Raw genomic sequence first — 24,616 nt, forward strand, 5'->3', positions numbered from 1 at the left:
GATTGCGTCGCGCTTCGTGTCACGCGTAGTTCTTTCGATCCTGCGGCGGAATCACCCGGCGGCCGTTCGGCACGTTGAGCCAGTGGCGCATCAGGTCGCGCACATTGCCCGGGCCGTCCTTGAAGTTCGTGCGGGCATGCAGCGTGGTGAAGTTGTTCACCATCATTATTTCGCCGGGCTCCAACATGAACTCGACCGCGTTCGCCTTCGCGCGCTGGTCGAAGAAGTCGAGCGCTTCCTTCAGGTCTTCGGGGAAGGGTATCCCGAGCACCGTGGCCGCGCGCGTCATGAACTCGCGCACATAGTGGCAGCTCACCTGTCCGTCCACGCAACCGAAGACGGGCACGCTGTGCGGCGTGACCGGCTTGCCCGTCACCGACGCTTCGCGCGTGGCATACGGCAGGCCGCGGTACAGAGGCTCCAGCAGCTCGGGCCGCATTTCGAGAATGTCGTTGTGGATCGCGAGGACGTTCACGAGCCGGCTGTAGCCGCCTTCGGCCGCCTTCTGCACGCACATCAGGCCGACGATCTCGTTGGAGTCCGAATGCAGCGTGAGCTCGTCGTTGCCGCGGTAGGCGCGATTGGTCGGATTGTCCGGGCCGACGGGGACGAAGCGCACGCGGCCGATGCGGTCGCCCTTGGCGCTCTGCACGATGGCCTCTCCCCAGTGCGTGCCGAAGCCCCAGTAGATGCGCTCCATCGCCTCGGCGTCGTACTTCTCCGGGGTGATGCCGGTGATGACGAGCGCGCCGCGGCCGTGCTGCAGGATGTCGAAGACTTCCGCGAGCATCGGGTCGAGATCGGGGTGGCTGAACTCCGCGCGCGTCACGGCCTGGATCGGCTTGTGCCGGGTCGCGGCGAGCAGCGCGTCGATGGCGGCGAGGTGCTTCGCCGACAGCGGGTACTTCAGACCCTCCTTGCCGCCGACGGATGCGGCCGTCCAGACGTCGGGGCCTTCAATGCGCGTGCGGCGAATTTCGGGCGCGGGGCCGCCAGCTTGCGCGGTTGCAGACGGTTCGGCGGCGACGGCTTGCGTCATTCGGATCTCCTTGAAGTTCGCGGGGCGCGCCTTAAAGCGCTGCGGCCTCGCGTTGAGGCCAGATGTCGTGGTGGCGATTCAATTGCGCATCGCCGGCGAGGAAGGGCTCGAACGACGCATCCACGGTGCCCACGAGCGGGCGCACGGTGACGTCGTAATCCGGATGGACGAACATCGGAATCGAATAGCGGTCCAGCCCGTAGCGGTTGATCACGCGGTGCGAGGTCGAGGAGAACTGCCCGTTGCTCCAGATCTGCAACAGGTCGCCGATGTTGATGACCAGCGAGTTCTCCACCGGCGGCACGACGACCCACTCGTCGTTCCTGTTCAGCACCTCGAGGCCGCCCACGTTGTCCTGCCAGAGGATCGTGAACGCATCCCAGTCGGTATGGCCGCGCACGCCGATCAGTTCGGCATCCTTCGGCGGCTCCTGCGGCGGGTAGTGGTTGATCTTCAGCAGGTTCGCACGCGAGGCGAACATCGGCGCGAGTGCGTTGGCCTCCAGACCCAGCGCCTGCGAAAAGCCCGTGAGCAGCAGACGCGAGACGCGCTCGAACTCGGCATAGAGCTTCTCCATCGCCACGCGGAATTCGGCCATGCCTTCGGGCCACTGGTTCGGCCCGTTGAGGCGGTGGCCGCCGCGCGGGCGCTCGGACCCCATCACGAAGCCTTCCTGGATGTTCTTGCCCTCGGTCGCGCGGCCCTTGTAGCGGATGGGCATGTAGCCGCGGAACTGAGGCGAGTTCTCCATGGCGATGGCCATCTTGCGCTCGACGTCGCCGTCGAAGAACTTCTTCGCGACGTCCTGCACTTCCTGCATGAGCGCGGGCGGCACGCCGTGACCTTGCACGTAGAAGAAGCCGACGTCGGCGCAGGCGCGCTCGATCGCGCGGACGGTCGCCTGCGCATCGCCGCCTCGCGAAGAATCCGCGAGCGGCGCGATGTCGATCACCGGGACCTCGCTGAACGCGAGTCGCCTCGAGAGCGGAAGCATGGCGACCCTTTCGCTCAGGCGCGCGACAGGACGCGGCGGTACTCGCGCGACCAGCGGTCGGCGTTGTTCGCCCAGTATTCCGAGTCCATGTTGACGATGCCGTCGTACTTGCCGGTGGGGTCGAAGCCCGGCACCGCGGCCAGCTGCGGCGTGACCTGCAGCCGCGTCGACTGCACGGCCGGCAGGAAGCCGAGTTCGATGGCGGCGGACTGCTGCACCTCGGGGCGCAGCATCATGTCCGCGATCTCGTAGTACGCATTCAGCGGGCTGCCCTTCAGCGCGAAGATGCCGCCGACGCCCTGGTAGAGCCCGCGCGGGCGGAACGAGCCGATGGGCGCGCCGTTCTTGCGCAGGTTGAACACGCGCACGCCCCACGCATCGCTCGCCCACACGGAGCCGCCGGCCAGCAGCGACATCTGCTCGGCCGCCGTCGTCCAGTACTTGAGCACCAGGTTCTTGCTTTCGCGAATCTTCGCCCAGATCGGCTCGAGGTCCGTGATGTTGTTCGGGTTCTGCCCGGTCTGCAGCGCGGCGTACCACATGCGGGTGCGATAGTTGTCCTCGCCCGCGATGCGCTGCTTGAGGTCGGGACGGATCAGCAGGTTGGCGCCGGCCTTCTCGGCGTCTTCCTTCGAGATGTGCGTCGTGTTGTACGCGATGGTGACCACGCTCAGGTAGTACGGCACGGCGCTCAGGCCGCCCGGGTGCACCTTCTTGTAGTCGGCGATCGCCTGCGGCAGCACGTCCTTCAGGCGCGGGATCTTGGCCTCGTCGAGTTCGGCACCGAGGCCCAGCTTCGTGAAGCGCAGGTACGACAGCGTCGGCGCGCATTCGAAGAAGTTGTAGTCGCCGGGTTTCGCGGTCTGCACCTTCGCGAGGAACTCCTCGGGCGAGCCGAAGGAGCCCTGGTTCACCGTCGCCTTGATCTTGGCGGCCACCGGCGTGAGCACGTTGTCGGAGAAGTACTTCTGCCCCACGCCGCCGTAGGCGTCGTAGCGCAGCGTCACCGCCTCCTGCGCGCGTGCGATGGACGGCGCGCACAGCGTCGCGTAGTAGCCGAGCAGGCCGCCCACGCCCTGCATCAGGCGGCGGCGCGAGATGTCGCCGTCGCGATGCTGCTTCAGGAGACGTTCGCCGAGGGCATGAATGTCGAGGGTTCTCATCGCGTGGGACCTTCCGTGGTGGACGTGGTGAAGAAAAGGCTATGCAGGAATCGGGCCGCTTGCCTCAGGCGGGTTGCGGACTGCGTTGCGGATAGATGCGCTTGTAGATGTCGTGCGTGTACTCGCCGCTCACGAAGGGCTTGAAGTCCGCGGGCGCCTCGCCCAGCAGCGGCTCCACCACCACGTCGTAATTCGGGTTCATGAAGAACGGGATGGAATAGCGGTCGGTGCCGTAGCGGTTCACGACACGGTGCAGGGTGGACGCGAAGCGGCCGTTGGTCCACGCCTGCATCATGTCGCCCACGTTGATGACGAAGGTGTCGGGAATGGGCGGCGCGACGACCCACTCGCCCGCCTTGTTCAGCACCTCGAGCCCTCCCACGTCGTCCTGCCAGAGGATGGTGAAGCCGCCCGAATCGGTGTGGCCGACCACGCCGATGTCGAGGTCGTGCTCGGGCTTGTCCTGGGCCGGATAGTGATTGAGCTTGAGCAGCGTCATCGGCTCGCTGAAGCGGCTGGCGAGTCCGTCCGGCCCCATGCCGAGCGCCATCGAGAAGCCGCGCAGCAGCCGGTTCGCCAGCGTATTCGCGTGCGCGAAATAGTTCGTCATCGCCGGCTTCAGCGCGGGCAGCGCGGAAGGCCAGCGGTTCGGCCCGTGCGTCGGCGCCCGCGGGTTCGTCGGCCGCTCGGGCATGACCAGGAAACCCTCCTGGATGTTGTTGCCCTTGTTGCCCGTGCCCTTGTAGTTGAGCGGCAGGTAGCCGCGGAACTGCGGCGAGTCGGCGATGGCCACCTCCTCCTTCCGCGCGAGCGGCAGCGAGAAGAACGCCTTCGTCTGCGCCACCAGTTCGTCGAGCGCGGCCCGGGGCAGCCCGTGGTTGCTCACGTAGAAGAATCCGACCTCGCTGCAGGCACGCGACAGCGCGTCGACGGTGCGCGCCATGTTCGATTCGTCGCCGCCCACGAGCGCGGCGATGTCCACCACGGGGATGTCGGAGAAGGCCAGGGCGCGTGACGGGGGCAGCATGGGTAGCGGTATCCTTTGACTCGTATACTTTATCCGGGAGTGCGGCCAGCCTGTCAAGCGCCTAGCCGTCCGCGATCTGCCGGACGGAACTGAAGGCCAGCGCCTCGGTGTGCTCGAGGTGCGCGAGCGTGAGCCGCTCGGCCTCGTCGCCGTCGCCGTCGCGAATCGCCTCCATGATCGCCTTGTGCTGCGACATCGATTCGCGGCGCTGCTTCCAGTCGACCGCGATGAAGTAGCGCCGCATGCGCGCCTCGAGGCCGGTGACGGTGTCGAAGATCAGGTCGTTGGCCACGGCCCCGGCCATCACGTTGTGGAAGCGGCTGTTCACCGCGGTGGTGCGGACGACGTCGCCATCGCGCACCGCCTCCATGCCCTCCTTCACCAGCGCCTTGAGCTCGCGCACGTGCTCCTCGGTGCGGCGCCCGGCGGCCAGGCGCGCGCAGTAGGGCTCGAGCACGCGGCGCATCTCGAAGACCTGGCGCAGCTCCTGCGACGAGAGCGGCCGCACGAAGGTGCCGCGGTGCGGGCGGATCTGCACCCAGCCGCTCGCGGCGAGCGCCTTCAGCGCCTCGCGCACGGGGATCTTGCTCACGCCGAAATGCGCGGCGACCTCGTCGACCATCAGCCGCTCGCCGGGCGCGATGACGCCCGAGAGGATGGCCTCGTAGAGCGTGTCGTAGACATGCGTTGGCATGTCTCGTGCAGGCGCCTTGCGCGCCACGAGATGCAGGTTCGACGCGTCGCTCATGTCGACGTCGAGCCCGCGGACCGTGGAAGACAGGGCCGCCTTGCGAGTGTCGTTGCCGTTGTCGTTTGCCATTTTTATAAAGTATACTTTATCCGAAACTTGGAGTAAATCGATGTTGTCCGTGTTCGATCCCGTTCCTTCCAACCGTTTCCGCAAGATGCGCCGCGCGCTCGTTTCCGCTGCGGCGGCGACGCTTGCCCTCGGCATCGGCGTCGCGCACGCCCAGGCCAGTCGCCCCATCACCATCGTCGTGCCCTTCGCCGCAGGCGGCGCGACCGACATCACGGCGCGCCTCGTGGCCGAGCGCCTCACGCAGTCGCTCAAGACGAGCGTGGTCGTCGACAACAAGGCCGGCGCGAATTCGCAGATCGGCACCAGCTTCGTCATCAACGCGCGGCCCGACGGCCACACGCTGCTGATGGGGACCACGTCCCTCATCAACAACATCCACCTCTATCCGCGCATCCAGTACGACGCCTCGCGCGAGCTGCGTCCCGTGGCGGGCGTGGTCGAGGTGCCCGCCTTCCTGATGGTCGGCCCCAACGTGAAGGCGAAGAACACGCGCGAGTTCGTGTCGATGGCCAAGGCGTCGAAGGGCGCCCTCAACTACGCCTCGGCCGGCGCCGGCAGCACGCTGCACCTTGCGGCCGAATGGTTCAGGAACAATGTCGGCTTCGACGCGACGCACGTGCCGCAGCGCGGCAGCGGCCCCGCCGTGGTGGCGCTCGCGCAAGGCCAGGTGGACTTCAGCTTCGAGAACTACGGCCCCGCCCTGCCCCAGATCCAGGCGAACCGCCTGCGCGTGCTCGCCATCGCCTCGCCCAAGCGCTTCCCCAGCCTGCCCGACGTGCCGACGCTGAAGGAAGCCGGCATCGACGGCCCCGACCTCGCGAGCTGGTTCGTGCTGATGGCGCCGGCCGGCACGCCGGACGACGTGGTCGCGAACCTGAACAAGGAAGTCAACGCCGTGCTCGCGCAACCCGACGTGCGCCAGCGCCTGCTCGACATCGGCCTCGTGCCCCTCGGCGGCACGCCGCAGGACGTGACCGACCGCATGCGGCAGGACTCGGGCAAGTGGGGCTCCATCATCCGCACCGCCCGGGTGAAGGTGGAGTAAGGCGCCCATGGCCCGCGACGATTCCACCTTCCGCGTGATCGGGCAGCCGCTCGAGCGCGTGGAGGACGAGCGCCACCTGCGCGGCCGCGCGTGCTTCGTGGCCGACATTCCCGCCGTGCGCTGCCACGAGGTCGCGTTCGTGCGCAGCCCGGTGCCGCACGGCCGGCTCACGGGCCTCACGCTGCCGCCGCAGCTCGACGCGTCGCGCGTGTGGGATGCGAAGCGCATCGCGAATCTCGTGCGGCCCATCGAGGCGCGGCTGCTGCGAAAGGAATTCAACGGCGCGCCGCTGCCGCCGCTGGCCGTCGACCGCGTGCGCTTCGCCGGCGAGGCCATCGCAGCCGTCGCCGCGCCCACGCGGGCGGAGGCCGAGGATGCGGCGGAGGAAATCTTCGCCGACATCGAGCCGCTGCCCGCCGTGATGAATGCCTGGAACGAGGTCGAAAACCCCGGCCCGGTCCTGCACGACAACCTGCAGTCGAACATCGTGATGCGCTTCGGCCGCACGATCGGCGACGAAGCCGCGTTCGCGGGCCGCTCGCTCACGCGCCGCTTCTCGATGGCGCGCGTGCTCGCCTCGCCGCTCGAAGGTCGCGGCTGCCTTTGTCGCATCGATCCCGCATCCGGCGAGCTCGTGGTGCATATCTCGCACCAGCGCCCTCACCTGCTGCGCAGCTTCCTCGCGGAGCACCTGGTCGGCATCGCGGAGTCCGACATCCGCGTCGTCGTCCCCGACGTCGGCGGCGGCTTCGGCGCGAAGAGCAATTTCTATCCGGAGGAACTCGTCGTCGCCGCGATGACGCTCGCCACGGGCGAAGCGCATCGCTGGACGGAAGACCGCTACGAACACTTCGTCGCCGCGAACCACAGCCGCGAGCACGATCACGAGATCACGGCCTGGTTCGGCGACGATGGCCGCATCCATGCGCTGCACGCGAAGGTGGTCGTCGACTCCGGCGCTTACTCGAGCCGCACGTCGACCGGCGCGATCGAGGCGAACATGGCGACCAACGTCATGCTCGGCCCCTACGACATCCGCAACTACCGGTTCGAGGCGATCAGCGTCTACACGAACAAGACGCCGGTCGGTCCGTTCCGAGGCGTGGGCCGGCCGGCGGGCTGCTTCGCGATGGAACGCATCGTCGACGAGATCGCGCACGAGCTCGGCATGGCGCCGATGGACGTGCGCGCGGCCAACCTGATCGCGCCCGAGCAGTTTCCGTACACGACGGCGACCGGCCTCTACTACGACTCCGGCAACTACGCGCAGGCCCTGCGCGCGGCGCAGGATCACGTGCGCACCGAATGGAAGCCGCGGCCTTCCGCGGGCGATGCGCGCTTCGTGCGCGGCATCGGCTACGCGACCTACGTCGAACAGGCGGCGCATGGCTCGGTCGAATGGCACCGCCGCGGCTCGACGCTGGTCTACGGCCACGAGGCCGCGCGCGCGACGATGGCGCCGGACGGGACGCTGACCTTCGACGTCGGCACGCTCAATCACGGACAGGGCCACTTCACGACCTACGCGCAGATCGCCTCCGAGCTGACGGGCGTGCCTGTCGCTTCGGTTCGCGTGCGCCAGGGAGACACGGGGCGCTCGCCCTACGGCATGGGAACGGTGGCATCGCGCTCGATCGTGATGGGCGGCGGCGCGGTCGCCGCGGCCTCGCGCATGCTCGTTGCCAAGGCGCGCGAGATCGCCGCATCGATTCTCGAATGCCCGGCCGCGGACCTCGTTCAGCAGGGCCCGGCGCTCGCCGCGCCGGACGGCCGCACGCTGTCGCTGCAGGAGATCGCGCGCCTGTCGCTGGTCGAACTGCATCGCCTGCCCAAGCACGTGCCGCCGGGCATGTCGGTCGAGGGCTTGTATCGCCCCGAAGTGGAAACCGGCACGTTCTCGTACGGCGTCCACGCGGCCGAGGTCGAGGTCGATACCGACACGGGCGTCGTTCGCGTGCTGCGCTACCTCGTGGTCGAGGACTGCGGCACGGTGGTGAATCCGCTCGTGCTCGACGGCCAGATCCGCGGCGGCGTCGCGCAAGGCATCGGCCAGGCGCTCTACGAGGAGCTGCGCTATACCGAGGACGGCCAGCCCGTCTCCGTCACCTTCGGCGACTATGCGCTGCCGAGCGCGGTGGAGATTCCGCGCATCGACATCGTGCACCAATGCACGCCCTCGCCCTTCTCGGAGTTCGGCATGAAGGGCATGGGCGAAGGCGGCTGCGTCGCGCCGCCCGCGGCGATCGCGAACGCGGTGCGCATCGCCTTGAAGGACCGCGGCATCCACGTGAACGCGACGCCGATCCGCCCCGACGATCTGCTCGCGAAGCTGATGGAGGCCACGTCATGAAACTGCCTCCCTTCGAACTCCGCGCCGCCGAATCGCTGGAACATGCGCTCGACGTGCTGGCCTCGCTCGGCAGCGACGCGAGCGTGTTGGCCGGCGGGCAGAGCCTGCTGCCGCTGCTGCGCTATCGCATGGCCCGACCGCACGTGCTGCTGGACATCAACCGCATCGCTTCGCTGAGCAAGGTCGAGGCGAGCGGGGACGAATTGCGCATCGGCGCGCTCGTGCGCCACTGGGAGCTGGAGACGCTCGCCGATGGCATCGCACCCTCACCCCTGGGCTCGCTGCTGCGCGAGCACGCGCATGGCATCGCGTTCCGGCCGATCCGCACTCGCGGCACGGCGGTCGGCAGCCTCGTTCATGCCGACCCCAAGGGCGACTGGCCGCTGGCCTTCCTTGCGCTCGATGCGCAGGTGGAGCTCGCCAGCAAGCGCGGCGTGCGACGCGTGGCCGCGCGCGACTTCATCACGGGTCCGCTGCAATCGGACAAGAGCGTCGACGAGCTTGCGACGGCCGTGATCCTTCCACGCACGAGCGCGCTGCGCCGCTGGGGCCGCGCGAAGCTGCAGCATCGTGCGGGCGAGTACGCGATGTCCTCGGCCCTCGCCCTCGAAACGCACAGGGGCTGGGAATGCTGGCTGGGCGCGGCGGGCGACAAGCCTTTCGCCCTGCCCGGCCTCGCGTCGCTGCTGAAAGGCACGTCCACGCGCAGGCAACTGATCGACGCCGCCACCGCCTCGCTGCGCGATGCCTTGCCCGATGCCACCGACGTCGAGCGCCGCCGGCACGCGGCCGTCGCCGCCGATGCGGCCGAGCGCGCAATGAAAACGAGACCCTGATGGAACACATCCTCCACCTCAACGGCCGCCGCCTGCCCCTCGACGGCGAACACCGCCAGTCCCTCGCCGACTGCGTGCGCGAAGCCGGCGCGACTTCCGTCCACCTCGGCTGCGAACACGGCGTCTGCGGCACCTGCAACGTGCTGGTCGACGGGCGGATCGTGCGCTCGTGCCTCACCCTCTCGCACGCCTGCACCGGCGCAGAAGTCGTCACGCTCGAAGGCCTGAACGATCCGCTCGCCGAGCGCCTGCGCGCCGCGTTCAAGCGCTGCCATGCCCTGCAATGCGGCTACTGCACGCCGGGGATGTTCGTCGCCGCGCACGAGTTCCTTACTTCCGGACTCGAAGTCAACGAAGCCAATGTTCGCGAAGCCCTCGCCGGCAACATCTGCCGCTGCACGGGCTACCAGGGCATCGTCGATGCGGTGCTGCAGGCCGCGACCGCGGAGGAAAGCGCATGAAGAGCACGAAGCGAAAGCCCGCCGGCATCGTCGCGGCCGCCGCGGTTCCGCACGCGCCGCAATTCCTGTCGCTGCCCGACACCGAGGACCTCGAACAGGTCGCGCGCGTGAAGGCCAAGCTCGGCGAGATCGGCGCCGCCTTCCGTGCGCAGGAGCCCGACACGATCGTCGTGATCTCCAACGACCACGGCGACCATTTCGTCACGCACGGCGTGCCCGCCTTCTGCGTGCATGCGGGCGCCTCGGCCGACGGCATGCACAAGCACCGCGGCGACTGGAAGGTCGACAGCGAGCTCGGCTACGCGCTCGTGCCGGAGATGAGCGCGCTCGGCTTCGACCTCGCGTTCACCCTCGGCGCGCAGTTGCCGACCGCCTTCACCATCCCCTACGAATTCATGGGCTTCGGGCGCGAGACGCCCATGACGCCGATCTTCGTCAACGCCTACATGCCGCCGCAGCCGAGCGCCGCGCGCTGCCACGCCTTCGGCCAGGCGCTCGAACGCGCGCTGTGCCACCTCGGCCGGCGCGCGGTGCTCCTCGCCAGCGGCGGCCTCTCGCACTATCCCGGCACGAAGCACTATCCGCACCCCGACCTGGAGACCGACAAGGAGATCTTCCGGCGACTCGAGGCCGGCGACCTGCAGCATCTCATGGGCTTCAGCGAACGCGAGATGGACCGCACGGGCAACGTGGAGTTGCGCGCGATCCAGATCCTGGCCGGCGCCATCGGCGACCGCAAGCCCTTCGCTTCCCAGCTCGAGCCTTCCTGGCACCACATCTACGCCACGCTCGCGTGGAACCTCGAGACCGAGGTCGAGCCTTACGAGTTGATCTACCCGCCGCTGCCCGCGCAGCACGGGCAGCTGGTCGAGGCCGTGCTGCGCCTGCGCACGCGGCCCGAGGACGCGAAGCGCTTCGTCGCCGACCCCGCGGCGTATGCAGCGACGTTCAGGCTCGCCGACGACGAACGCGCGGCGCTCGTCGCGCTCGACCTCGAAGCCCTGCGCGACAGGTTCCACATCCACGCGCTGCTCACGTCCGGCGCCGGCATGCAGGTGGGCATGCAGCGCGCGAAGTCCTGATTTCCTTTTTTTTTCTTTCCTGGAGTTTCCATGTCCCTCTCCGCCTTCCAGAGCCTCAAGGGCAAGACGCCCGAAGAACGCATCGCCGAGCTCGGCATCGACCTGCCGGCCAAGCGCCAGCCCGTGGGCAACTACACCGGCGCTGTCAGCACCGCCGGCAAGCTGGTCTTCATCGCGGGCCACGGCACCTTCGCCGGCGGCCAGCAGACGCACAAGGGCAAGCTCGGCCGCGAGTACGACGTGGAAGAAGGCAAGAAGGCCGCGCGCGTCGCGATGATCAGCGCCCTCGTGTCGCTCAAGGCCGAGATCGGCGACCTGTCGCGCGTCAAGCGCGTCGTGCGCGTGCTGGGCATGGTCAATTGCATGCCCGACTTCGAACGCCAGCCGGAAGTGATGGACGGCGCGTCCGACGTGCTGACCTCCATCTTCGGCGAAGCGGGCGTGCATGCGCGCGCCGCCGTGGGGTTCTGCTCGCTGCCGTTCGGCATGCCGATCGAGCTCGAAGCCGTGGTCGAACTGCACTGAGCGGCGAACGTCCATGAAGACCGCGGAAATCGCAGGCGGCGGCATCGGCGGCCTCGCCATGGCCGCACTGCTCGCGCAGGCCGGCTGGAAGGTGCGCGTCCACGAGCGGCACGATTCGATCCGCGAGATCGGCGCGGGCATCTACATCAAGAACAACAGCATCGAGGTGCTGGATGCCATCGGCGCGTTCGAGCGCATGCGGCCCGAGGGCCTCGAGCTCGAGCGCGCGCAGATCCGCTTCGCCGACGGCAGCATCCGGCAGGAGCGCAGGCTCGCCGGCCTCTCGCGCGTGCATGTGTTTCCGCGCCAGTCGGTGGTGGAGGCGCTGCGCGACACGGCCATCGCGGCCGGCGCCGAGATCGTCACGGGCTCGACGGTCGCGTCCGCCACGGCAGACGGGACGCTCGTCACCGCGAACCGCGAAACCCTGAAGGCCGACCTCGTGGTCGGCGCGGACGGCGTGAATTCGGCGGTCCGCACCTCGATGGGCATCGCATCGCGGTTCCGCCTGCTGCCCACGATCATCGACCGCTTCCTCGTCGAGTCGCGCGAGTTCACGCGCGAGCCGATGACGGTGGAGCACTGGTCCGGCAACCGCCGCATCGGCGTGACGCCGAGCGGGCCGAAGCACACCTACGTGTACATGGTCGCGCCCGAACGGGATGCGGTGGCGCGCAAGCTGCCGCTCGACGTCGCGGACTGGTCCGCGCGCTTCCCGAAGCTCGCCGGCCTGATGGCGCTGCTCGGCCGCAGCGAGGCGACGCAATTCAACTACGGCCTCGTCGACTGCGCGCACTGGTCGCGCGGCCGCGTCGCGATCCTCGGCGACGCGGCGCACGGACTGCCGCCGACGCTCGGCCAGGGCGCGGGCCTCACGCTCATCAACGCCTATGCGCTCGCGCACTACCTGCGCGCGAACGACGACGTGCCCGCGGCGCTCGCCGCGTGGGAACGCGACGTGCGCTTCATCAGCGACCGCACGCAGGCCTGGGCGGTGCGCTACGACTGGTTCACGCGCCAGTGGCCCACGCAGCTGGACGTGATGCGTCCGCTCGTGACCTGGGCCTTCGGCCGCATCCGGTTCCTCAACGACCGCATGCGCATCGCCGACCAGGGGCTGCGCCCCGCGAACATCGAGATCGCGAGGATCTGATGCGCATCGAGGGAACGAAAGCGCTGCCCGCCGCGCGCGCGGCGGTGTGGCAGGCCTTGAACGATCCGGTGTTCCTGCAGCAGGTCATTCCCGGTTGCCGGGAGGTGCGGGACCTGGGCGACGGCCAGCTCGACATCGCGCTCACGTCCGCGGTGGGGCCGATCCGCGCGAACTTCAAGGCGCAGGTGGCGATGTCGGAGGTCGTCGAGGGCGAGTCGTACGTGCTGAGCGGAAGCGGCAGCGCGGGCGCGGCCGGAAGTGCGAGCGGCAGCATGCGCCTGCAGCTGAGCGACATTCCCGCGGGGACGCTGCTCGTCTACGAAGCAGGCACGGAGATCCAGGGGCGGCTCGCGCAACTCGGCGCGCGCATGATCGACAGCACGGCGCGGCGCTTCTCGGAGGAGTTCTTCGCCAATGTCGTGCGGGCGCTGGATCCGCAGGCGGCGCGTGCGTCGACGGATGCGGCTGCGATGCCTGCCTCGTCTTCGTCGTCGCCTTCGACCCCTTCGGCCTCTTCGGCCTCTTCGCCGTCGTGGCCATGGCCTGGGGCGCTGCCGGGGCCAGCACCCACGTTCGCCCTCCATCGCCTCCCGTTGAAGCTCTTCATCGCCTGCACCGTCGGCGCTTTCATCGGCACCGCGGCCGCGCTGCTGATCGTCCGCTGATGCCCGCGAACGGCCGCACCAAGAGCCTGTACGGCCGCCGCCGCGCGGTCGTCACGGGCCACCATCTCGCCACGCGCGCGGCGGAAGATGTGCTGGACGACGGCGGGACGCTCGTCGATGCGATGGTGTGCGCCTCCGCGGTTCTGACCGTGGCGCTACCGCACACGAGCTCGCTCGGCGGCTGCGCGATGGCGATGATCCACGATCCCGCGCACGGCGGCTTGCACGCCTTGAACGGCACGGGCCGCGCGCCGCTCGCGGCGACCGCGGAGCACTTCGCCGCCGGCATGCCGCAACGCGGCGCGTCCGCCGCCGTGACGCCGACGCTGGTGCGCTTCTGGGCGCGCGCGCACGAGCGGCTCGGAAGCCTGCCGTGGCAGCGTCTGCTCTCGCCCGCGATCGAGCTGGCCGAGGAAGGCGTGCCGCTGCCCGAGGAACTCGCGCGCAACCTGGGCAATGCGGATGCCGCGATGCGTTCGCAGCCCGGCTTCGCCGATACCTTCGCCATCGACGGCCGCTGGCTGCGCCGTGGCGAGTTGCTGCGCCAGCCTCGCATCGCCGCGGTGCTGCGCGAGATCGCGGCGCGGGGCGAAGCGGGCTTCTACGAGGGCTGGGTGGCGAGCGGACTGGTGCAAGGCGTGCAGTCGCGCGGCGGCCTGATCGCGCAGGAAGACCTCGCACGCGCGCAGGCCGACTGGGTGCAGCCGCTGCGGGGCACGTTCCAGGCCCACGACATCTTCGTCATGCCGCCCAACTCGATGGGCGTGCTGATGCTGCAGCAGTTGCAGGACGCGAGCGGCGGCGACCTGGCGCGCGAAGTCGCGTCGGCCATCGACATCATCGCGCGCGGCCAGCGCAGGATCGGCGACCCCTCGCGCGTGTCCGAAGCGGATTTCACGACGACGAACGCACCCGCGATCCGTGCCGAACCCGGCGACACCACCGGCTTCGTCGCCATGGACCACCAGGGACGCGCCATCGCCATGCTGCAAAGCGTGTTCCAGCCCTTCGGCAGCGGGTATGTGGACGCGCGGACGGGTGTGCTGCTGAACAACCGCATGTTCGATTTCAGCCTGGCGCCGGGGCACGTCAACCAGGTGGCACCGGGCATGCGCCCCGCGCACACGCTGAATCCCTACATTGCCATGCGCGACGGGGCTGCGCGACTCGCCGGCGTGTCCCCCGGCGGCGTGAGCCAGACCACCACCGGCGCGCAGGTCCTGCGCGGCGCGCTGGGCGAGCCGGCCGCGAGCCTCGGCGAAGTCGTCAGCCGCGACCGCTGGAGCCTCGGGCGCGACGGCGCGGTGCTGCTCGAAAAGGGCGTGCCCTCCGAAGTCGCGGCGCGCCTTCGCGAAGCGGGATTGCGGGTCACCGAGAACTCCGAACACGAGTTCTATTTCGGCTCCGCCAAGGTCATCCGCCGCCTCGCGGACGGCACGCTCGAAGCTGCCGCCGATCCGCGCCGGCAGGCGCATGCGGCGGCGGGGTGACAACCCGCGATTGGCAGATCAACACCGTCCTCAAGCCCCCCGCCGCCCAACCTGCACGCTCACCGCATACCCCAACACCCCCAGCGCCACGGCGCACACCGCGAACACCGGACGGAAGCCGCCCGAGTCCACCACCTGCGACGCCGCGACCACGCCCAGCGCGATGCCGGCGAACATGGCCGACGCGAAGAGGCCGACGGCGGTGCCGCGCAACTCGGGCACCATCTGCGTCGCATGGGTCTGCAGCACGCCGTGCAGGGAATAGAACCCGAGGCCGGCGACCAGCACAGCCGGCACGACCAGCGCCCAGTGCCCAACAAGCGCGATGCTCATCCAGCTGACCGCCATGGCGATGCCGGCCCGCCAGGCCATGCCCGTCTCCCCGTAACGCGGCACGAGCCGGCGCGCGAGGAACGAATAGGCGAATCCCCCGATGCCGTACAGAGCCGCCACGCCCGAGGCGGTCGACAGACCCAGGCCGTATTCGCGCACGAGAAAGGTCGGCAGGAACACCATGGCAGCGAACGTGAACGTGCCTTCCGCAACGGTGAACCCGATGATCCAGCGCGGCCAGGGCAGCGACAGCACCCGTCCCATGCCCTGGAAATAGCCGCTCTGCGACGGCGAGCCGCGTTCGCGCCGTACAGCCGGGTCGCAGAGCACCGCCAGGCCGCCGACGCAGAACAGCACCGCCAGCATCGCGAAGACGCTGCGCCAGCCGAACCAGTCGGTCATGACCCCCGAAACCCATTGCCCCAGGATCACGCCGGTGAGCGACGACGCCATGAAGCGCGCCAGCACCGTCTGCCGGTGCTCGTAGGGCACCGTATCGCCGAGCCACGCGAGCATGAGCGGGCCCATGCCGGCCGCCGTGATGCCGGCGACCACGCGCGCGACGACCAGCGCGTCGAGGCTCCACGCCACCAGCGCGAGGAGGTTGCCGATCACGCAGCCCAGCCCGCACACACCGATGACGCGGCGCTTGCCCCAGCGGTCGCCGAGCGGTCCGAACACGAGCTGCAGCAGACCGAACGCGATGGCGAACGTGTAGACGGTGAGCGCCGCGCGCCCCATGGTGACGTCGAAGTCGCGCGACAACTGCAGCAGCATCGGGTCGCAGATGCGCAGCATGGCCGAGCTGCCGGCGTAGAGGATCGCGAGCGACAGCAGGCTGCGCGCCGGTGGCATCGAGAAATTGTCGCTGGAGGTCAAAGTGCTGAGGCGTGCGCGGCGTCCGGCGCGGCTTGCAACGAAAGTACGTCCATTGTCGCGCGCCGTCCCTGCCGTCGAGGCTCGGGACGCATGAAACGTACCACCATGCGAAACTCCGGCGCGCGCGGCGACTCCAACCGGGATGAAGAAGACAGCACCTGCGATGGCCCTCGCCTCGCTCATCCTCGCCGCCTGCGCCTCGCCCCACGGCGCGGCAGGACTGCCGCCGGGCACGCCGCAGCAGGAAGTCCTGGCACGCATGGGGCCGCCCACGCGAATCGTCCCGCTGCCGGACGGCGGCAAGCGCCTGCAGTATTCGCTGCAGCCCGCCGGCCAGTACGCCTGGATGGTGGACCTCGACGCGAGCGGGCGCCTCGTGGGCACGCGGCAGGCGCTCACCGAGGCCGACTTCCACCGGATCGTGCCCGACCAGTGGACGCGCGCGGACGTCGAGCGCGAGTTCGGCCCGCCCGCGAAGGTCGACGGCGTGGCGAGCTGGAACGGCCCGGTCATGACCTACCGCTGGCGGGACGTCATGAACGCCAACATGTTCTACTACGTCTATCTCGACCCGCAAGGCGTCGTGCGGCGCGCGCACCCGGGCATGGAGTTCCGCGACCGGTTCTTCGACCGTTTCTGACGCCCCCTTCCCGCACTCCCCGACCGTGTCGCGCCATCGCATCGCCATCGAAAACACCGCCGAGCATTTCGATGCGCCCGCCGAACGCACCGTGCTCGACGCCGCGCACGAGGCCTTCGTGCCCCTGGCGAGCTCGTGCCGCACCGGCACGTGCCGCACCTGCATCCGGCGGCTGCGCAGCGGAACCGTGCGCTACGAAGTGCCCTGGCCGGGGCTGTCCCCGGACGAGAAGCAGGAAGGCTTCTTCCTGCCCTGCGTGGCGTTCGCGACCTCGGACCTCGTGATCGGGGGCGACGGCGTGAAGCCGTGGTGGGAAGGGTAGGCTTCGGTCGCGACCGAAGACCGCATTCAACCCATCTTGTCCTGCGTCTTCGTCTCGAAGTCGCTCGCGTCATGCCGCTCGCGCAGCTGGCTCGCCGGCTCGCCCTGCGTGCGGTTCACCATGCGGCCGCGCTTCACGGCCGGCCGCGCGGCGACCTCGTCGGCCCAGCGCACGACGTGCTTGTACGACACGACGTCGAGGAACTCGCCCGCGCCGTACAACACGCCCTTCGCGAGCTGCCCATACCACGGCCAGATCGCCATGTCGGCGATGGTGTAGTCGTCGCCCGCGACGAAGGCCGTATCGGCCAATCGACGGTCGAGCACGTCCATCTGCCGCTTCGCCTCCATCGCATAGCGGTCGATCGCGTATTCGATCTTCTGCGGCGCATAGGCGTAGAAGTGGCCGAAGCCGCCGCCGAGGAAGGGCGCACTGCCCATCTGCCAGAAGAGCCACGACAGGCACTCCGCGCGCGCCGCGCCCGCCTTCGGCAGGAAGGCGTCGAACTTCTCGGCGAGGTACATCAGGATCGCGCCCGACTCGAACACGCGCACGGGCTGCGCGCCGCTGCGGTCCACCAGCGCGGGGATCTTCGAGTTCGGATTGATGCCGACGAAGCCGCTGCCGAACTGTTCGCCCTCGTTGATGCGGATCAGCCAGGCGTCGTACTCCGCGCCCGCATGGCCGAGCGCGAGCAGCTCCTCGAGCATGATCGTGACTTTCACGCCGTTGGGCGTGCCGAGCGAATAGAGCTGCAGCGGATGCTTGCCGACGGGCAGCTCCTTCTCGTGCAACGCGCCGGCGACCGGGCGGTTGATGTTCGCGAAGCGGCCCTCGGTGGCCTTCTTCCAGGTCCAGACGGCGGGCGGCGTGTAAGGTTCGGTCATTCGTGGGGACTCCCGTTCGCCGCGAAACATCGATGCGGCACGCGAGGCAGTATAGGCAGGCCCGCGAATTCGCCGCGCGGCCTTGCCGCAATCCCCTTCGCCCCCATCTGCTGCCGATGCCCATTCCGCTTTCCGTGCTCGACCTCGCGCCCATCGCCGAGGGCAGCGACGCCGCCCGATCGTTTCGAAACTCCCTCTCGCTCGCGCAGCACGCCGAGCGGCTGGGCTTCCGCCGCTTCTGGCTGGCCGAACACCACGGCATGCCGGGTATCGCCAGCGCGGCGACGGCGGTGCTCATCGGGCACATCGCGGGCGGGACGAAGACGATTCGCGTCGGCGCGGGCGGCATCATGCTGCCGAACCATTCGCCGCTCGTGATCGCCGAGCAGTTCGGCACGCTCGAGGCGCTGTATCCCGGCCGCATCGACCTCGGCCTCGGCCGCGCACCGGGGTCCGACCAGGCCACGGCGCGCGCGCTGCGTCGCGATCTCTCGTCCGACCCCGACGCGTTTCCGCAGGACGTCGTCGAGCTCATGGACTTCATGTCCGACGAGCCGCGGCAGTCCGTGCGCGCCGTGCCGGGGCGCGGCGCGAAGGTGCCGGTGTGGATCCTCGGCTCCAGCCATTTCGGCGCGCAGCTCGCCGCGATGCTCGGCCTGCCCTACGCCTTCGCATCGCATTTCGCGCCGACGCAGATGATGCAGGCGATCTCGCTGTACCGCAGCCTCTTCAAGCCGTCCGCGCAACTGGACAAGCCGCACGTGATGCTCGGCTTCAACGTGTTCGCGGCGGACACCGACGAAGAGGCCGCCGTGCTCGCGACGTCGATGCAGCAGGCATTCGTGAACCTGCGCACCGGCCGACCCTCGCAGCTGAAGCCGCCTGTGCCCGGTTACCTCGAAGCCTTGCCGCAGCAGGCGCGCGCGATGCTCGACGAAGTGCTGTCGTGTACCGCGATCGGCTCGCCCGCGACGGTGCGCGAGCAGATGCGCGCGTTCGTCGAGCGCACCGGCGCGGACGAATTGATGATCACCTCGCAGATCTTCGACCACGCGGCGCGGCTGAAGTCGTACGAGATCGCGGCGCAGGCGGGCGGGCTTTAGCCAGGAAATCAGGCGGGCCGCGGCAGGTCGAGCGTGAAGGTCGCGCCGAGGTTGGGGCCCTCGCTGCGGACTTCGAGCGAGCCGCCCATCTCGCGCGCGGCGATGGCACTGCTGTGCAGGCCGAACCCGTGGCCGCCCTCCTTGGTCGTGAAGCCGTGCGAGAAGACGCGGGCCAGGTGCTCGGCGCCGATGCCGCAGCCGCTGTCCGTCACCTCGACGCGCACGCCGTCGAGCCGCTCCCGCACCTCGATCACCAGGCGCCGTTCGGCGGTCCCGCGCATCGCATGGCAGGCGTTCTCCACGAGGTTCACCAGGATCTGCATCACGCGCGCCTTGTCCACGGGGCCGATCGGCACGTCGTCATAGTCGCGATGCACCTTCACGCCGTGGCTCGCGATCGCCGTTTCCTGCATGCGCAATGCATCGTCCGCCAGGTCGCTCAGTCGCGCGGGTTCGAGAAAGCCGCTCTTGCCGGCATACGACTGCTGCATCGCCACGACGTTCTTGATGTGATCGACGCTGTCGCCCAGGCGGCCGAGCTCGTCGAGAAGCGCCTGCCGCTCTTCCTGCAGGTTCGTCGCGAGCTCGCGCACGTACTCCGGCAGCAATCGGCCCTTCTCGTCATGGGCGACGAAGTTCGAGAGGTCCGCATCGTTTTTCTGCAGAAGGGTCGCGACGTCGGCCACGCGCGTGCTGCGCGAGTTCCGCACGCGCTCGCGCAGCACGTGCGCGGACACGTTCACGCTCGTGAGCACGTTGCCGACGTTGTGCAGGACGTTGGTGGCGATCTGCGCCATGCCGGCCTGCCGCGCTTCCGAGACAAGGCGCGCCTGGACCTCCTCGAGCTGCGCCGTCGCGGTCGCGAGGTTGCGGGCCAGCGCCGTCTGCTCCTCCGCATGGCGGACCGCCTGCTCCTTCAGCCGCTTCTCCGTGTTGATGCGGTCGGCCAGCGCGAACGAAAGCACGAGCATCTCGACGGCGGTGCCGATGCGAACCGGCAGCAGCGGGTCGTCCGAGATCGGCGGGAGGATGCCCAACGCGATGCCGATGAACTGCAGCGCGCCGATCATCAGAATGGCCCAGGCGAGGAGCAGCAGCCGTCCGCCCGGATAGCCCCGCACCGCGCTCGTGATGAACACCGCGAGCAGCACGGGGATTCCGCCGACCAGCAAGACGCTGGCAAGAACCAGGAGCGGCAGGTACCACCCCATCGGCACCAGGCAGAAGCACAGGAACCAGCCCCCCACGATCAGACGCAGGACGCGGTCCCAGCGCGGCTGCCGTTGCGGCGTATTCAGGAAGCGGCGCACGAAGAGGAGGAGCATCGCCGGCGAAATGGCCAGCAGCCCGGTCAGGGCCATCGAGTTCCAGCCGGGGCGATCCGGCCAGAGGTATTCGAACGGCAACCCCGCGGCGACGCACTGGGCGAGCGCGAAGGTGGAGACATAGCAGACGTAGTAGAGGTAGGCCGGATCGCGCAGGGCGAAAAACAGGAACAGGTTGTAGATGGCCAGGCCGATCATCAACCCGAGGAAAAGACTGATCTGGCCGAAGGCGGAGATGTCGCTGCGCGCAAGGGCATCGCGCTGCGTCAGGGATGCGGTCAGCACGAGCGCCCGCACGGACTGCAGCCGCACGTACAGCGTGACCGGACGGCCCGGCTCGAGCCGAAGCGCGACGCGGTTGTTCAAGGTGGGCACGTCGCGCTCGGCCAACCGCACCAGGCCCCCCGTGCGCGCGTGCCGCACCGTCGCGCCATCCGCGACGAACACGTCGACGTGGTCGAGCGTGCGCCGGAATTCGAGGAACCAGTCCGCTGGCGCACCGGACTGCGGCCGCAGGGTGATGCGCAGCCACAGGGCCGAATCCGTCACGCCGAAATTCTCACGGGAGACGGGCGCGAAGGCGCCCGCGCGGCCCGAGAGCACGTCCTCGATGCCGAAGCGCCGCTCTCGATCCTCCAACTGCTCGAACTCGGAAAAAAGGGTGTAGCGCTCCTCCGAGCCGAGCTGCATCTCGCCCGCATGCGCTTGCGCTTGCGCTTGCGCGGCGAGCAGCGTGAGCGCCAACGCGAGCAGTCGCATCCAGGCGGCAACGCCGTGCAGCGCGATCTTCGAAGCGAACAGCTGGGGGCGCATTCCGACTCTCCGTCCAGCTCATCCTGCCACAGACGAGCAACCGCGTGCATCCCCCCGATTCCGGCAGGCCGGGATCGGCCCCGGGAAGTCGACACCCTCAGGTGCCGCAGAACGTCCGGTAGTTCGCCGTCACGGCAGCGGCCGCGGGCCGCGCGTAAGCCTCGTTGCCGGCCGACTCCGTGAACGGATCGCGCAGCGCCGCCATCAGGCGCTCGAACGGCCCGAGGTCGTCGCCCGTCGAGGCGGCGGCCAGCGCCTCTTCCACCCGGTGGTTGCGCGCGATGATCCACGGGCTCGCAAGACGCATACGCCGCGCGCGCGTTTCGTCCGCGATGCCATCGGCTGCGCAACGCACACGCCAACGCGCGAGCCACTCGCTGGGGGCCTGCGGATCGGGAAAGAGCGCCTGCAGAAACACCTCTTTCCCCTCGGCCGCGTCGGCGAGCCGCCGCCAGCCGAGCGTGAAGTCCACGGCGTGCTTGTGCAGCAGCTCGAGCCAGTCGTTCGCGAGCGCGGCATCGTCTGCGTCATGCGCAGCCGATGCCTGCAGACCCAGCTTGGCACGCTGGCCTTCGAGCAGCGCCGCCGGATACAGGCCTGCGAACGACTGGATCACCGCCGTCGCTTCCGCGACCACGTCGTCGGCCGCCGACTCGCCCCGATCCTCGACCACCAGGGGCAGCAGCGCCTCGGCCAGCCGCGCCAGGTTCCACTGCGCGATCCCCGGCTGGTTGCGATAGGCGTAGCGCCCGCCGTGGTCGATGGAGCTGAACACGGCCTCGGGGTCGTATGCCTCCATGAAGGCGCAGGGCCCGTAGTCGATGGTCTCGCCCGAGATCGTCATGTTGTCGGTGTTCATCACGCCATGGATGAAGCCGGCGTTCATCCACTTCGCGATGAGCGAAGCCTGGCGCTGCGTGACCCGCGCGAGGAGCGAGAGATACCGCTCGGGCGTGCCCACGAGGTCCGGGTCGTGCCGCGCGATCGCATACTCGGCCAGCTGGCGCAGCTTGTCGTGCTCGCCGCGCGACGCGAAGTACTGGAAGGTGCCCACGCGCAGGTGGCTCGCCGCGACGCGCGTGAGCACCGCGCCCGGCAGGAGCGTCTCGCGCGCGACCTCGTCGCCGGTGGCGGCCACCGCGAGCGCCCGCGTCGTCGGGATCCCCAGGCCATGCATCGCCTCGCCGATGATCGCCTCGCGCAGCATCGGGCCGACCGCGGCCCGGCCGTCGCCGCCGCGCGAGAACGGCGTGCGTCCCGATCCCTTGAACGCGATGTCGCGCCGTTCGCCGTCGCGGTCCAGAACCTCGCCGAGCAGCAGCGCGCGGCCATCGCCGAGCTGCGGCGAGAAGCCGCCGAACTGGTGGCCGGCATAGGCCTGCGCGATCGGCTCCGCGCCCTCGGGCAGCACGTTGCCCGCGAACAGCGAAGCGCCCGCCGCGCCCGACAGCGCATCGGCGTCGAGGCCCAGCGTCCCGGCCAGTTCGCGGTTCAGGTAGAGCAGGCGCGGCGCGGCGGCGGCCGCCGGCTTCCAGGGCACGGCAAGTGCCGAGAGCTCGCGCGCATAGGTGTTGTCGAAGCGGAAGGCCGGGGCCGGGAGGCTGTGCATCGCATCCATTCTGACGAATTGCCGATGCCCCTGCACACCTCCCATGCATGCGCTAGACGCGCGCGTCCACCTCGTCCATGAGCGGCACGGCGGCAGGCGACAGGGCCGCGACATAGGCCGGCCGCGGCATCGCGACCGTGTCGTCGTTCGAGGTGGACTTGGAGGTGGCTGCGGGCGGCGACTCCACCAGCCCGTCGAGCAACATGCCCTCGTCGACCTCGTCGATCTGGTCCGGGTTGAGTTGCTGCCGGGCATACGCCTTGTACGTGCCCGACTGCACGAACAGCCGGAACAGTTCGGCGTCGATGTGCCGGTCCTTCACCATGAAGCGCATGATGCGCAGCGCGTCCGACACCTTCTTCGGCGGCTTGTACGGCCGGTCCGCCGCGGTGAGCGCCTCGAAGATGTCGGCGATGGCCATCACGCGCGCGGGGATCGACATCTCCTCGCCCTTGAGGCCGCGCGGATAGCCGGTGCCGTCGATCTTCTCGTGGTGGCCGCCCGCGTACTCGGGCACGCGCCGCAGGTGGCGCGGCCACGGCAGCGACTCGAGCATGACGATCGTCTGCGCCATGTGCTCGTTGATGCGGTAGCGGTCTTCTTCGGTGAGCGTGCCGCGGCTGATCGACAGGTTGTAGAGCTCGCCCAGGTTCGCCTCGCGCTCCGGCGCCTTCATCTTGAAGCCCCACGGATTGCCCTCGGCCGACAGGCGCAGGCCCTCGCGCTGGCTGATGTGGTCGTAGCGGTCCTCCAGCAGGAATTCGTCGACGGGCAGCGGCCGTTCGGGGCTTGCGTCGCGCCGCTTCTTCTCGGCGTACGAGATGCCGATGCGGTTGGACAGCGTGCGCTGCCAGGTGCGTTGCGCGATGCGATGCAGCCGCTCGATCTTCTCCGGCGCCATGAATTCGCCGCCGACGTTGCATTCGCCGACGAAGGCGAATTCCTCGTCGAGCGTCGCGCATTGCGCTTCGTACGCCTCGCGCAGCGCGTTGGCATCGCCGCCCGCGACGATGCCCTGGAGCATCGCGATTTCGGCGTCGCGCTTGAGCACTTCGAAACGCATGCGGACTTCGTGGATGCGGTCGTAGATGCATTCGAGCTTCGTCGCCTTGTCGACGATGTGCTCCGGCGTGATGACCTTGCCGCAGTCGTGCAGCCAGCAGGCGACGCGCAGCTCGTACCACTCGTCCTCCGTGAGGTCGAAACCGGCGAACGGTCCGTCGTTCGCCTCGCACGCGGCCTTCACGAGCATCTCGGTCAGCATGGGCACGCGCTGGCAGTGTCCGCCGGTGTAGGGCGACTTCGTGTCGATGGCCGCGGCGATGACGCCGATGAAGGCATCGAGCAGCTGCTTGAGCTCGTCAATCAGCAGTCGGTTGTCGATGGACACGGCCGCCTGCGAGGCGAGCGCGCTCACCATCGGCACGACCGCTTCGTCGAACGCCACGACATGGCCGTCGGCGTCCTTCGCGTTGATCAACTGCAGCACGCCGATGACGAGGCCCGTGTGGTTCTTCAGCGGCACGGTCAGGAAGGACTGCGAGCGGTAGCCCAGGCGGCGGTCGAATTCCTCGGTGCCCGAGAAATCGAGCGTGTCGTTCGGCGCGTAGGCGTCGGCGATATTCACGACGTCGCCGGTGATCGCGCAGTACGACGCGACGTTGTGCATGTTGGGCCGGCCGTCGGGCGCGATCAGCTGCACCGCGGGCAGGCTGCACTCCACGCCGGTGGTGCCGCCCATCGCGATGCCCAGCGAGTCGTTGCGCACGATCTGGAACTGCAGCTCCTTGCCCTTGTGCTTCAGGTACAGCGTGCCCGCATCGGCGTTGGCGATGCGCTTCGCCTCGACGAGAATCCGCTCGCGCAGCCGCGCCGGATCCTTCTCGGCCGACAGCGCGATGCCGATCTCGATCAATTCGCGGTACGCGTCCGTGGTGCTTTGCTGCTGCTCCATGGCATCTCCCTGACCCGAGTCTCCAAGCGTACTCCCGGTTGCACATGCCGTGGTGCGGGCGAGCTCCCTACGGTCGAGCACGAACGGACAAAGCCGCCGGA

At 69.1% G+C, this 24,616-nt stretch carries 22 protein-coding genes; 12 read left to right on the forward strand and 10 right to left on the reverse strand.

The window, feature by feature from the left end:
- Nucleotides 1–19: 19 nt before the first annotated feature.
- The 5 genes from AB7E83_RS02040 to AB7E83_RS02060 all read right to left on the reverse strand — a co-directional run bounded on the left by AB7E83_RS02040 (nucleotide 20) and on the right by AB7E83_RS02060 (nucleotide 5,043).
- Nucleotides 20–1,039 carry a TauD/TfdA family dioxygenase gene (locus AB7E83_RS02040; RefSeq protein WP_428564859.1) on the reverse strand — a complete coding sequence of 340 codons (1,020 nt, stop codon included), beginning with the start codon at nucleotides 1,037–1,039 and terminating at the stop codon, nucleotides 20–22.
- A 31-nt stretch (nucleotides 1,040–1,070) separates the two neighbouring features.
- Nucleotides 1,071–2,033: an isopenicillin N synthase family dioxygenase gene (locus AB7E83_RS02045; protein WP_428564862.1), complete on the reverse strand. Its 963-nt coding sequence runs from the start codon at nucleotides 2,031–2,033 to the stop codon at nucleotides 1,071–1,073.
- Nucleotides 2,034–2,047: 14 nt separating this feature from the next.
- On the reverse strand, nucleotides 2,048–3,196 hold the full coding sequence (locus tag AB7E83_RS02050; RefSeq protein ID WP_428564865.1) for an ABC transporter substrate-binding protein: 1,149 nt from the start codon (nucleotides 3,194–3,196) through the stop codon (nucleotides 2,048–2,050).
- A gap of 64 nt (nucleotides 3,197–3,260) precedes the next feature.
- On the reverse strand, nucleotides 3,261–4,223 hold the full coding sequence (locus AB7E83_RS02055; protein ID WP_428564868.1) for an isopenicillin N synthase family dioxygenase: 963 nt from the start codon (nucleotides 4,221–4,223) through the stop codon (nucleotides 3,261–3,263).
- 61 nt (nucleotides 4,224–4,284) lie between these two features.
- Nucleotides 4,285–5,043, reverse strand: coding sequence for a GntR family transcriptional regulator (locus AB7E83_RS02060; RefSeq protein WP_428564871.1), 759 nt, complete (start codon nucleotides 5,041–5,043; stop codon nucleotides 4,285–4,287).
- A gap of 49 nt (nucleotides 5,044–5,092) precedes the next feature.
- On the opposite strand from AB7E83_RS02060, the gene AB7E83_RS02065 reads away from it, so the two are divergent.
- The 9 genes from AB7E83_RS02065 to AB7E83_RS02105 are packed head-to-tail and all read left to right on the forward strand — an operon-like array spanning nucleotide 5,093 to nucleotide 14,650.
- The gene (locus AB7E83_RS02065; RefSeq protein WP_428564874.1) at nucleotides 5,093–6,088 is read left to right on the forward strand and encodes a Bug family tripartite tricarboxylate transporter substrate binding protein; all 996 of its coding nucleotides are present in this window, start codon (nucleotides 5,093–5,095) and stop codon (nucleotides 6,086–6,088) included.
- A 7-nt stretch (nucleotides 6,089–6,095) separates the two neighbouring features.
- The gene (locus tag AB7E83_RS02070) at nucleotides 6,096–8,438 is read left to right on the forward strand and encodes a xanthine dehydrogenase family protein molybdopterin-binding subunit (protein WP_428564877.1); all 2,343 of its coding nucleotides are present in this window, start codon (nucleotides 6,096–6,098) and stop codon (nucleotides 8,436–8,438) included.
- Nucleotides 8,435–9,274 carry an FAD binding domain-containing protein gene (locus AB7E83_RS02075; RefSeq protein ID WP_428564880.1) on the forward strand — a complete coding sequence of 280 codons (840 nt, stop codon included), beginning with the start codon at nucleotides 8,435–8,437 and terminating at the stop codon, nucleotides 9,272–9,274. The genes AB7E83_RS02070 and AB7E83_RS02075 overlap by 4 nt, the downstream gene beginning before the upstream one ends.
- Nucleotides 9,274–9,735: a (2Fe-2S)-binding protein gene (locus tag AB7E83_RS02080; protein ID WP_428564883.1), complete on the forward strand. Its 462-nt coding sequence runs from the start codon at nucleotides 9,274–9,276 to the stop codon at nucleotides 9,733–9,735. Before AB7E83_RS02075 ends, AB7E83_RS02080 begins: the two co-directional genes overlap by 1 nt.
- Nucleotides 9,732–10,817, forward strand: a complete 1,086-nt coding sequence (locus tag AB7E83_RS02085) for a hypothetical protein (protein WP_428564886.1) — start codon at nucleotides 9,732–9,734, stop codon at nucleotides 10,815–10,817. The genes AB7E83_RS02080 and AB7E83_RS02085 overlap by 4 nt, the downstream gene beginning before the upstream one ends.
- Nucleotides 10,818–10,847: 30 nt before the next feature.
- Complete coding sequence (locus AB7E83_RS02090; RefSeq protein ID WP_428564889.1) at nucleotides 10,848–11,342, forward strand: RidA family protein; 495 nt, start codon at nucleotides 10,848–10,850, stop codon at nucleotides 11,340–11,342.
- 13 nt (nucleotides 11,343–11,355) lie between these two features.
- Nucleotides 11,356–12,495: an FAD-dependent oxidoreductase gene (locus tag AB7E83_RS02095; protein ID WP_428564892.1), complete on the forward strand. Its 1,140-nt coding sequence runs from the start codon at nucleotides 11,356–11,358 to the stop codon at nucleotides 12,493–12,495.
- Entirely contained in the window at nucleotides 12,495–13,160 is a 666-nt protein-coding gene (locus tag AB7E83_RS02100; RefSeq protein ID WP_428564896.1) for a CoxG family protein, read from the forward strand. The genes AB7E83_RS02095 and AB7E83_RS02100 overlap by 1 nt, the downstream gene beginning before the upstream one ends.
- A complete protein-coding gene (locus AB7E83_RS02105; RefSeq protein WP_428564899.1) occupies nucleotides 13,160–14,650 on the forward strand; it encodes a gamma-glutamyltransferase family protein in 1,491 nt (496 codons plus the stop codon). The genes AB7E83_RS02100 and AB7E83_RS02105 overlap by 1 nt, the downstream gene beginning before the upstream one ends.
- Before the next feature lie 30 nt (nucleotides 14,651–14,680).
- Here AB7E83_RS02105 and AB7E83_RS02110 read toward each other — a convergent pair whose 3' ends face one another.
- Nucleotides 14,681–15,838, reverse strand: coding sequence for an MFS transporter (locus AB7E83_RS02110; protein ID WP_428564902.1), 1,158 nt, complete (start codon nucleotides 15,836–15,838; stop codon nucleotides 14,681–14,683).
- A gap of 187 nt (nucleotides 15,839–16,025) precedes the next feature.
- On the opposite strand from AB7E83_RS02110, the gene AB7E83_RS02115 reads away from it, so the two are divergent.
- Together AB7E83_RS02115 and AB7E83_RS02120 are read left to right on the forward strand one after the other, a co-directional pair.
- Nucleotides 16,026–16,502 carry a hypothetical protein gene (locus AB7E83_RS02115; protein ID WP_428564905.1) on the forward strand — a complete coding sequence of 159 codons (477 nt, stop codon included), beginning with the start codon at nucleotides 16,026–16,028 and terminating at the stop codon, nucleotides 16,500–16,502.
- Between the two features lie 25 nt (nucleotides 16,503–16,527).
- Nucleotides 16,528–16,824 carry a 2Fe-2S iron-sulfur cluster-binding protein gene (locus AB7E83_RS02120; protein ID WP_428564908.1) on the forward strand — a complete coding sequence of 99 codons (297 nt, stop codon included), beginning with the start codon at nucleotides 16,528–16,530 and terminating at the stop codon, nucleotides 16,822–16,824.
- 26 nt (nucleotides 16,825–16,850) lie between these two features.
- Here the strand turns inward: AB7E83_RS02120 and yghU are convergent, their stop codons facing one another.
- Nucleotides 16,851–17,711, reverse strand: a complete 861-nt coding sequence (gene yghU, locus AB7E83_RS02125; RefSeq protein WP_428564911.1) for a glutathione-dependent disulfide-bond oxidoreductase — start codon at nucleotides 17,709–17,711, stop codon at nucleotides 16,851–16,853.
- Between the two features lie 116 nt (nucleotides 17,712–17,827).
- Here yghU and AB7E83_RS02130 point away from each other — a divergent pair, with 116 nt between their 5' ends.
- Nucleotides 17,828–18,814: an LLM class flavin-dependent oxidoreductase gene (locus tag AB7E83_RS02130; protein ID WP_428564914.1), complete on the forward strand. Its 987-nt coding sequence runs from the start codon at nucleotides 17,828–17,830 to the stop codon at nucleotides 18,812–18,814.
- Between the two features lie 8 nt (nucleotides 18,815–18,822).
- On the opposite strand, the gene AB7E83_RS02135 is transcribed toward AB7E83_RS02130, so the two are convergent.
- The 3 genes from AB7E83_RS02135 to AB7E83_RS02145 form a co-directional block, all read right to left on the reverse strand.
- Nucleotides 18,823–20,952, reverse strand: coding sequence for a sensor histidine kinase (locus AB7E83_RS02135; RefSeq protein ID WP_428564917.1), 2,130 nt, complete (start codon nucleotides 20,950–20,952; stop codon nucleotides 18,823–18,825).
- 97 nt (nucleotides 20,953–21,049) lie between these two features.
- Nucleotides 21,050–22,561, reverse strand: coding sequence for a protein adenylyltransferase SelO (locus tag AB7E83_RS02140; RefSeq protein ID WP_428564920.1), 1,512 nt, complete (start codon nucleotides 22,559–22,561; stop codon nucleotides 21,050–21,052).
- A gap of 52 nt (nucleotides 22,562–22,613) precedes the next feature.
- On the reverse strand, nucleotides 22,614–24,515 hold the full coding sequence (locus AB7E83_RS02145; RefSeq protein ID WP_428564923.1) for a GAF and HD-GYP domain-containing protein: 1,902 nt from the start codon (nucleotides 24,513–24,515) through the stop codon (nucleotides 22,614–22,616).
- Nucleotides 24,516–24,616: the final 101 nt, after the last annotated feature.

The sequence above is a fragment of the Ramlibacter sp. genome (assembly GCF_050250995.1).
In the GTDB taxonomy this organism is placed as follows: Bacteria; Pseudomonadota; Gammaproteobacteria; order Burkholderiales; family Burkholderiaceae_C; genus Ramlibacter.

What these genes read in the sequence shown, in the direction of transcription:
- AB7E83_RS02145 (WP_428564923.1), bottom strand. Translation starts at nt 24,515, where the DNA reads ATGGAGCAGCAGCAAAGCACCACGGACGCGTACCGCGAATTGATCGAG.
- AB7E83_RS02070 (WP_428564877.1), top strand. Translation starts at nt 6,096, where the DNA reads ATGGCCCGCGACGATTCCACCTTCCGCGTGATCGGGCAGCCGCTCGAG.
- AB7E83_RS02140 (WP_428564920.1), bottom strand. Translation starts at nt 22,561, where the DNA reads ATGCACAGCCTCCCGGCCCCGGCCTTCCGCTTCGACAACACCTATGCG.
- AB7E83_RS02110 (WP_428564902.1), bottom strand. Translation starts at nt 15,838, where the DNA reads ATGCCACCGGCGCGCAGCCTGCTGTCGCTCGCGATCCTCTACGCCGGC.
- AB7E83_RS02135 (WP_428564917.1), bottom strand. Translation starts at nt 20,952, where the DNA reads ATGCGCCCCCAGCTGTTCGCTTCGAAGATCGCGCTGCACGGCGTTGCC.
- AB7E83_RS02075 (WP_428564880.1), top strand. Translation starts at nt 8,435, where the DNA reads ATGAAACTGCCTCCCTTCGAACTCCGCGCCGCCGAATCGCTGGAACAT.
- AB7E83_RS02130 (WP_428564914.1), top strand. Translation starts at nt 17,828, where the DNA reads ATGCCCATTCCGCTTTCCGTGCTCGACCTCGCGCCCATCGCCGAGGGC.
- AB7E83_RS02100 (WP_428564896.1), top strand. Translation starts at nt 12,495, where the DNA reads ATGCGCATCGAGGGAACGAAAGCGCTGCCCGCCGCGCGCGCGGCGGTG.
- AB7E83_RS02115 (WP_428564905.1), top strand. Translation starts at nt 16,026, where the DNA reads ATGGCCCTCGCCTCGCTCATCCTCGCCGCCTGCGCCTCGCCCCACGGC.
- AB7E83_RS02040 (WP_428564859.1), bottom strand. Translation starts at nt 1,039, where the DNA reads ATGACGCAAGCCGTCGCCGCCGAACCGTCTGCAACCGCGCAAGCTGGC.
- AB7E83_RS02055 (WP_428564868.1), bottom strand. Translation starts at nt 4,223, where the DNA reads ATGCTGCCCCCGTCACGCGCCCTGGCCTTCTCCGACATCCCCGTGGTG.
- AB7E83_RS02085 (WP_428564886.1), top strand. Translation starts at nt 9,732, where the DNA reads ATGAAGAGCACGAAGCGAAAGCCCGCCGGCATCGTCGCGGCCGCCGCG.
- AB7E83_RS02090 (WP_428564889.1), top strand. Translation starts at nt 10,848, where the DNA reads ATGTCCCTCTCCGCCTTCCAGAGCCTCAAGGGCAAGACGCCCGAAGAA.
- AB7E83_RS02095 (WP_428564892.1), top strand. Translation starts at nt 11,356, where the DNA reads ATGAAGACCGCGGAAATCGCAGGCGGCGGCATCGGCGGCCTCGCCATG.
- AB7E83_RS02050 (WP_428564865.1), bottom strand. Translation starts at nt 3,196, where the DNA reads ATGAGAACCCTCGACATTCATGCCCTCGGCGAACGTCTCCTGAAGCAG.
- yghU (WP_428564911.1), bottom strand. Translation starts at nt 17,711, where the DNA reads ATGACCGAACCTTACACGCCGCCCGCCGTCTGGACCTGGAAGAAGGCC.
- AB7E83_RS02080 (WP_428564883.1), top strand. Translation starts at nt 9,274, where the DNA reads ATGGAACACATCCTCCACCTCAACGGCCGCCGCCTGCCCCTCGACGGC.
- AB7E83_RS02045 (WP_428564862.1), bottom strand. Translation starts at nt 2,033, where the DNA reads ATGCTTCCGCTCTCGAGGCGACTCGCGTTCAGCGAGGTCCCGGTGATC.
- AB7E83_RS02060 (WP_428564871.1), bottom strand. Translation starts at nt 5,043, where the DNA reads ATGGCAAACGACAACGGCAACGACACTCGCAAGGCGGCCCTGTCTTCC.
- AB7E83_RS02105 (WP_428564899.1), top strand. Translation starts at nt 13,160, where the DNA reads ATGCCCGCGAACGGCCGCACCAAGAGCCTGTACGGCCGCCGCCGCGCG.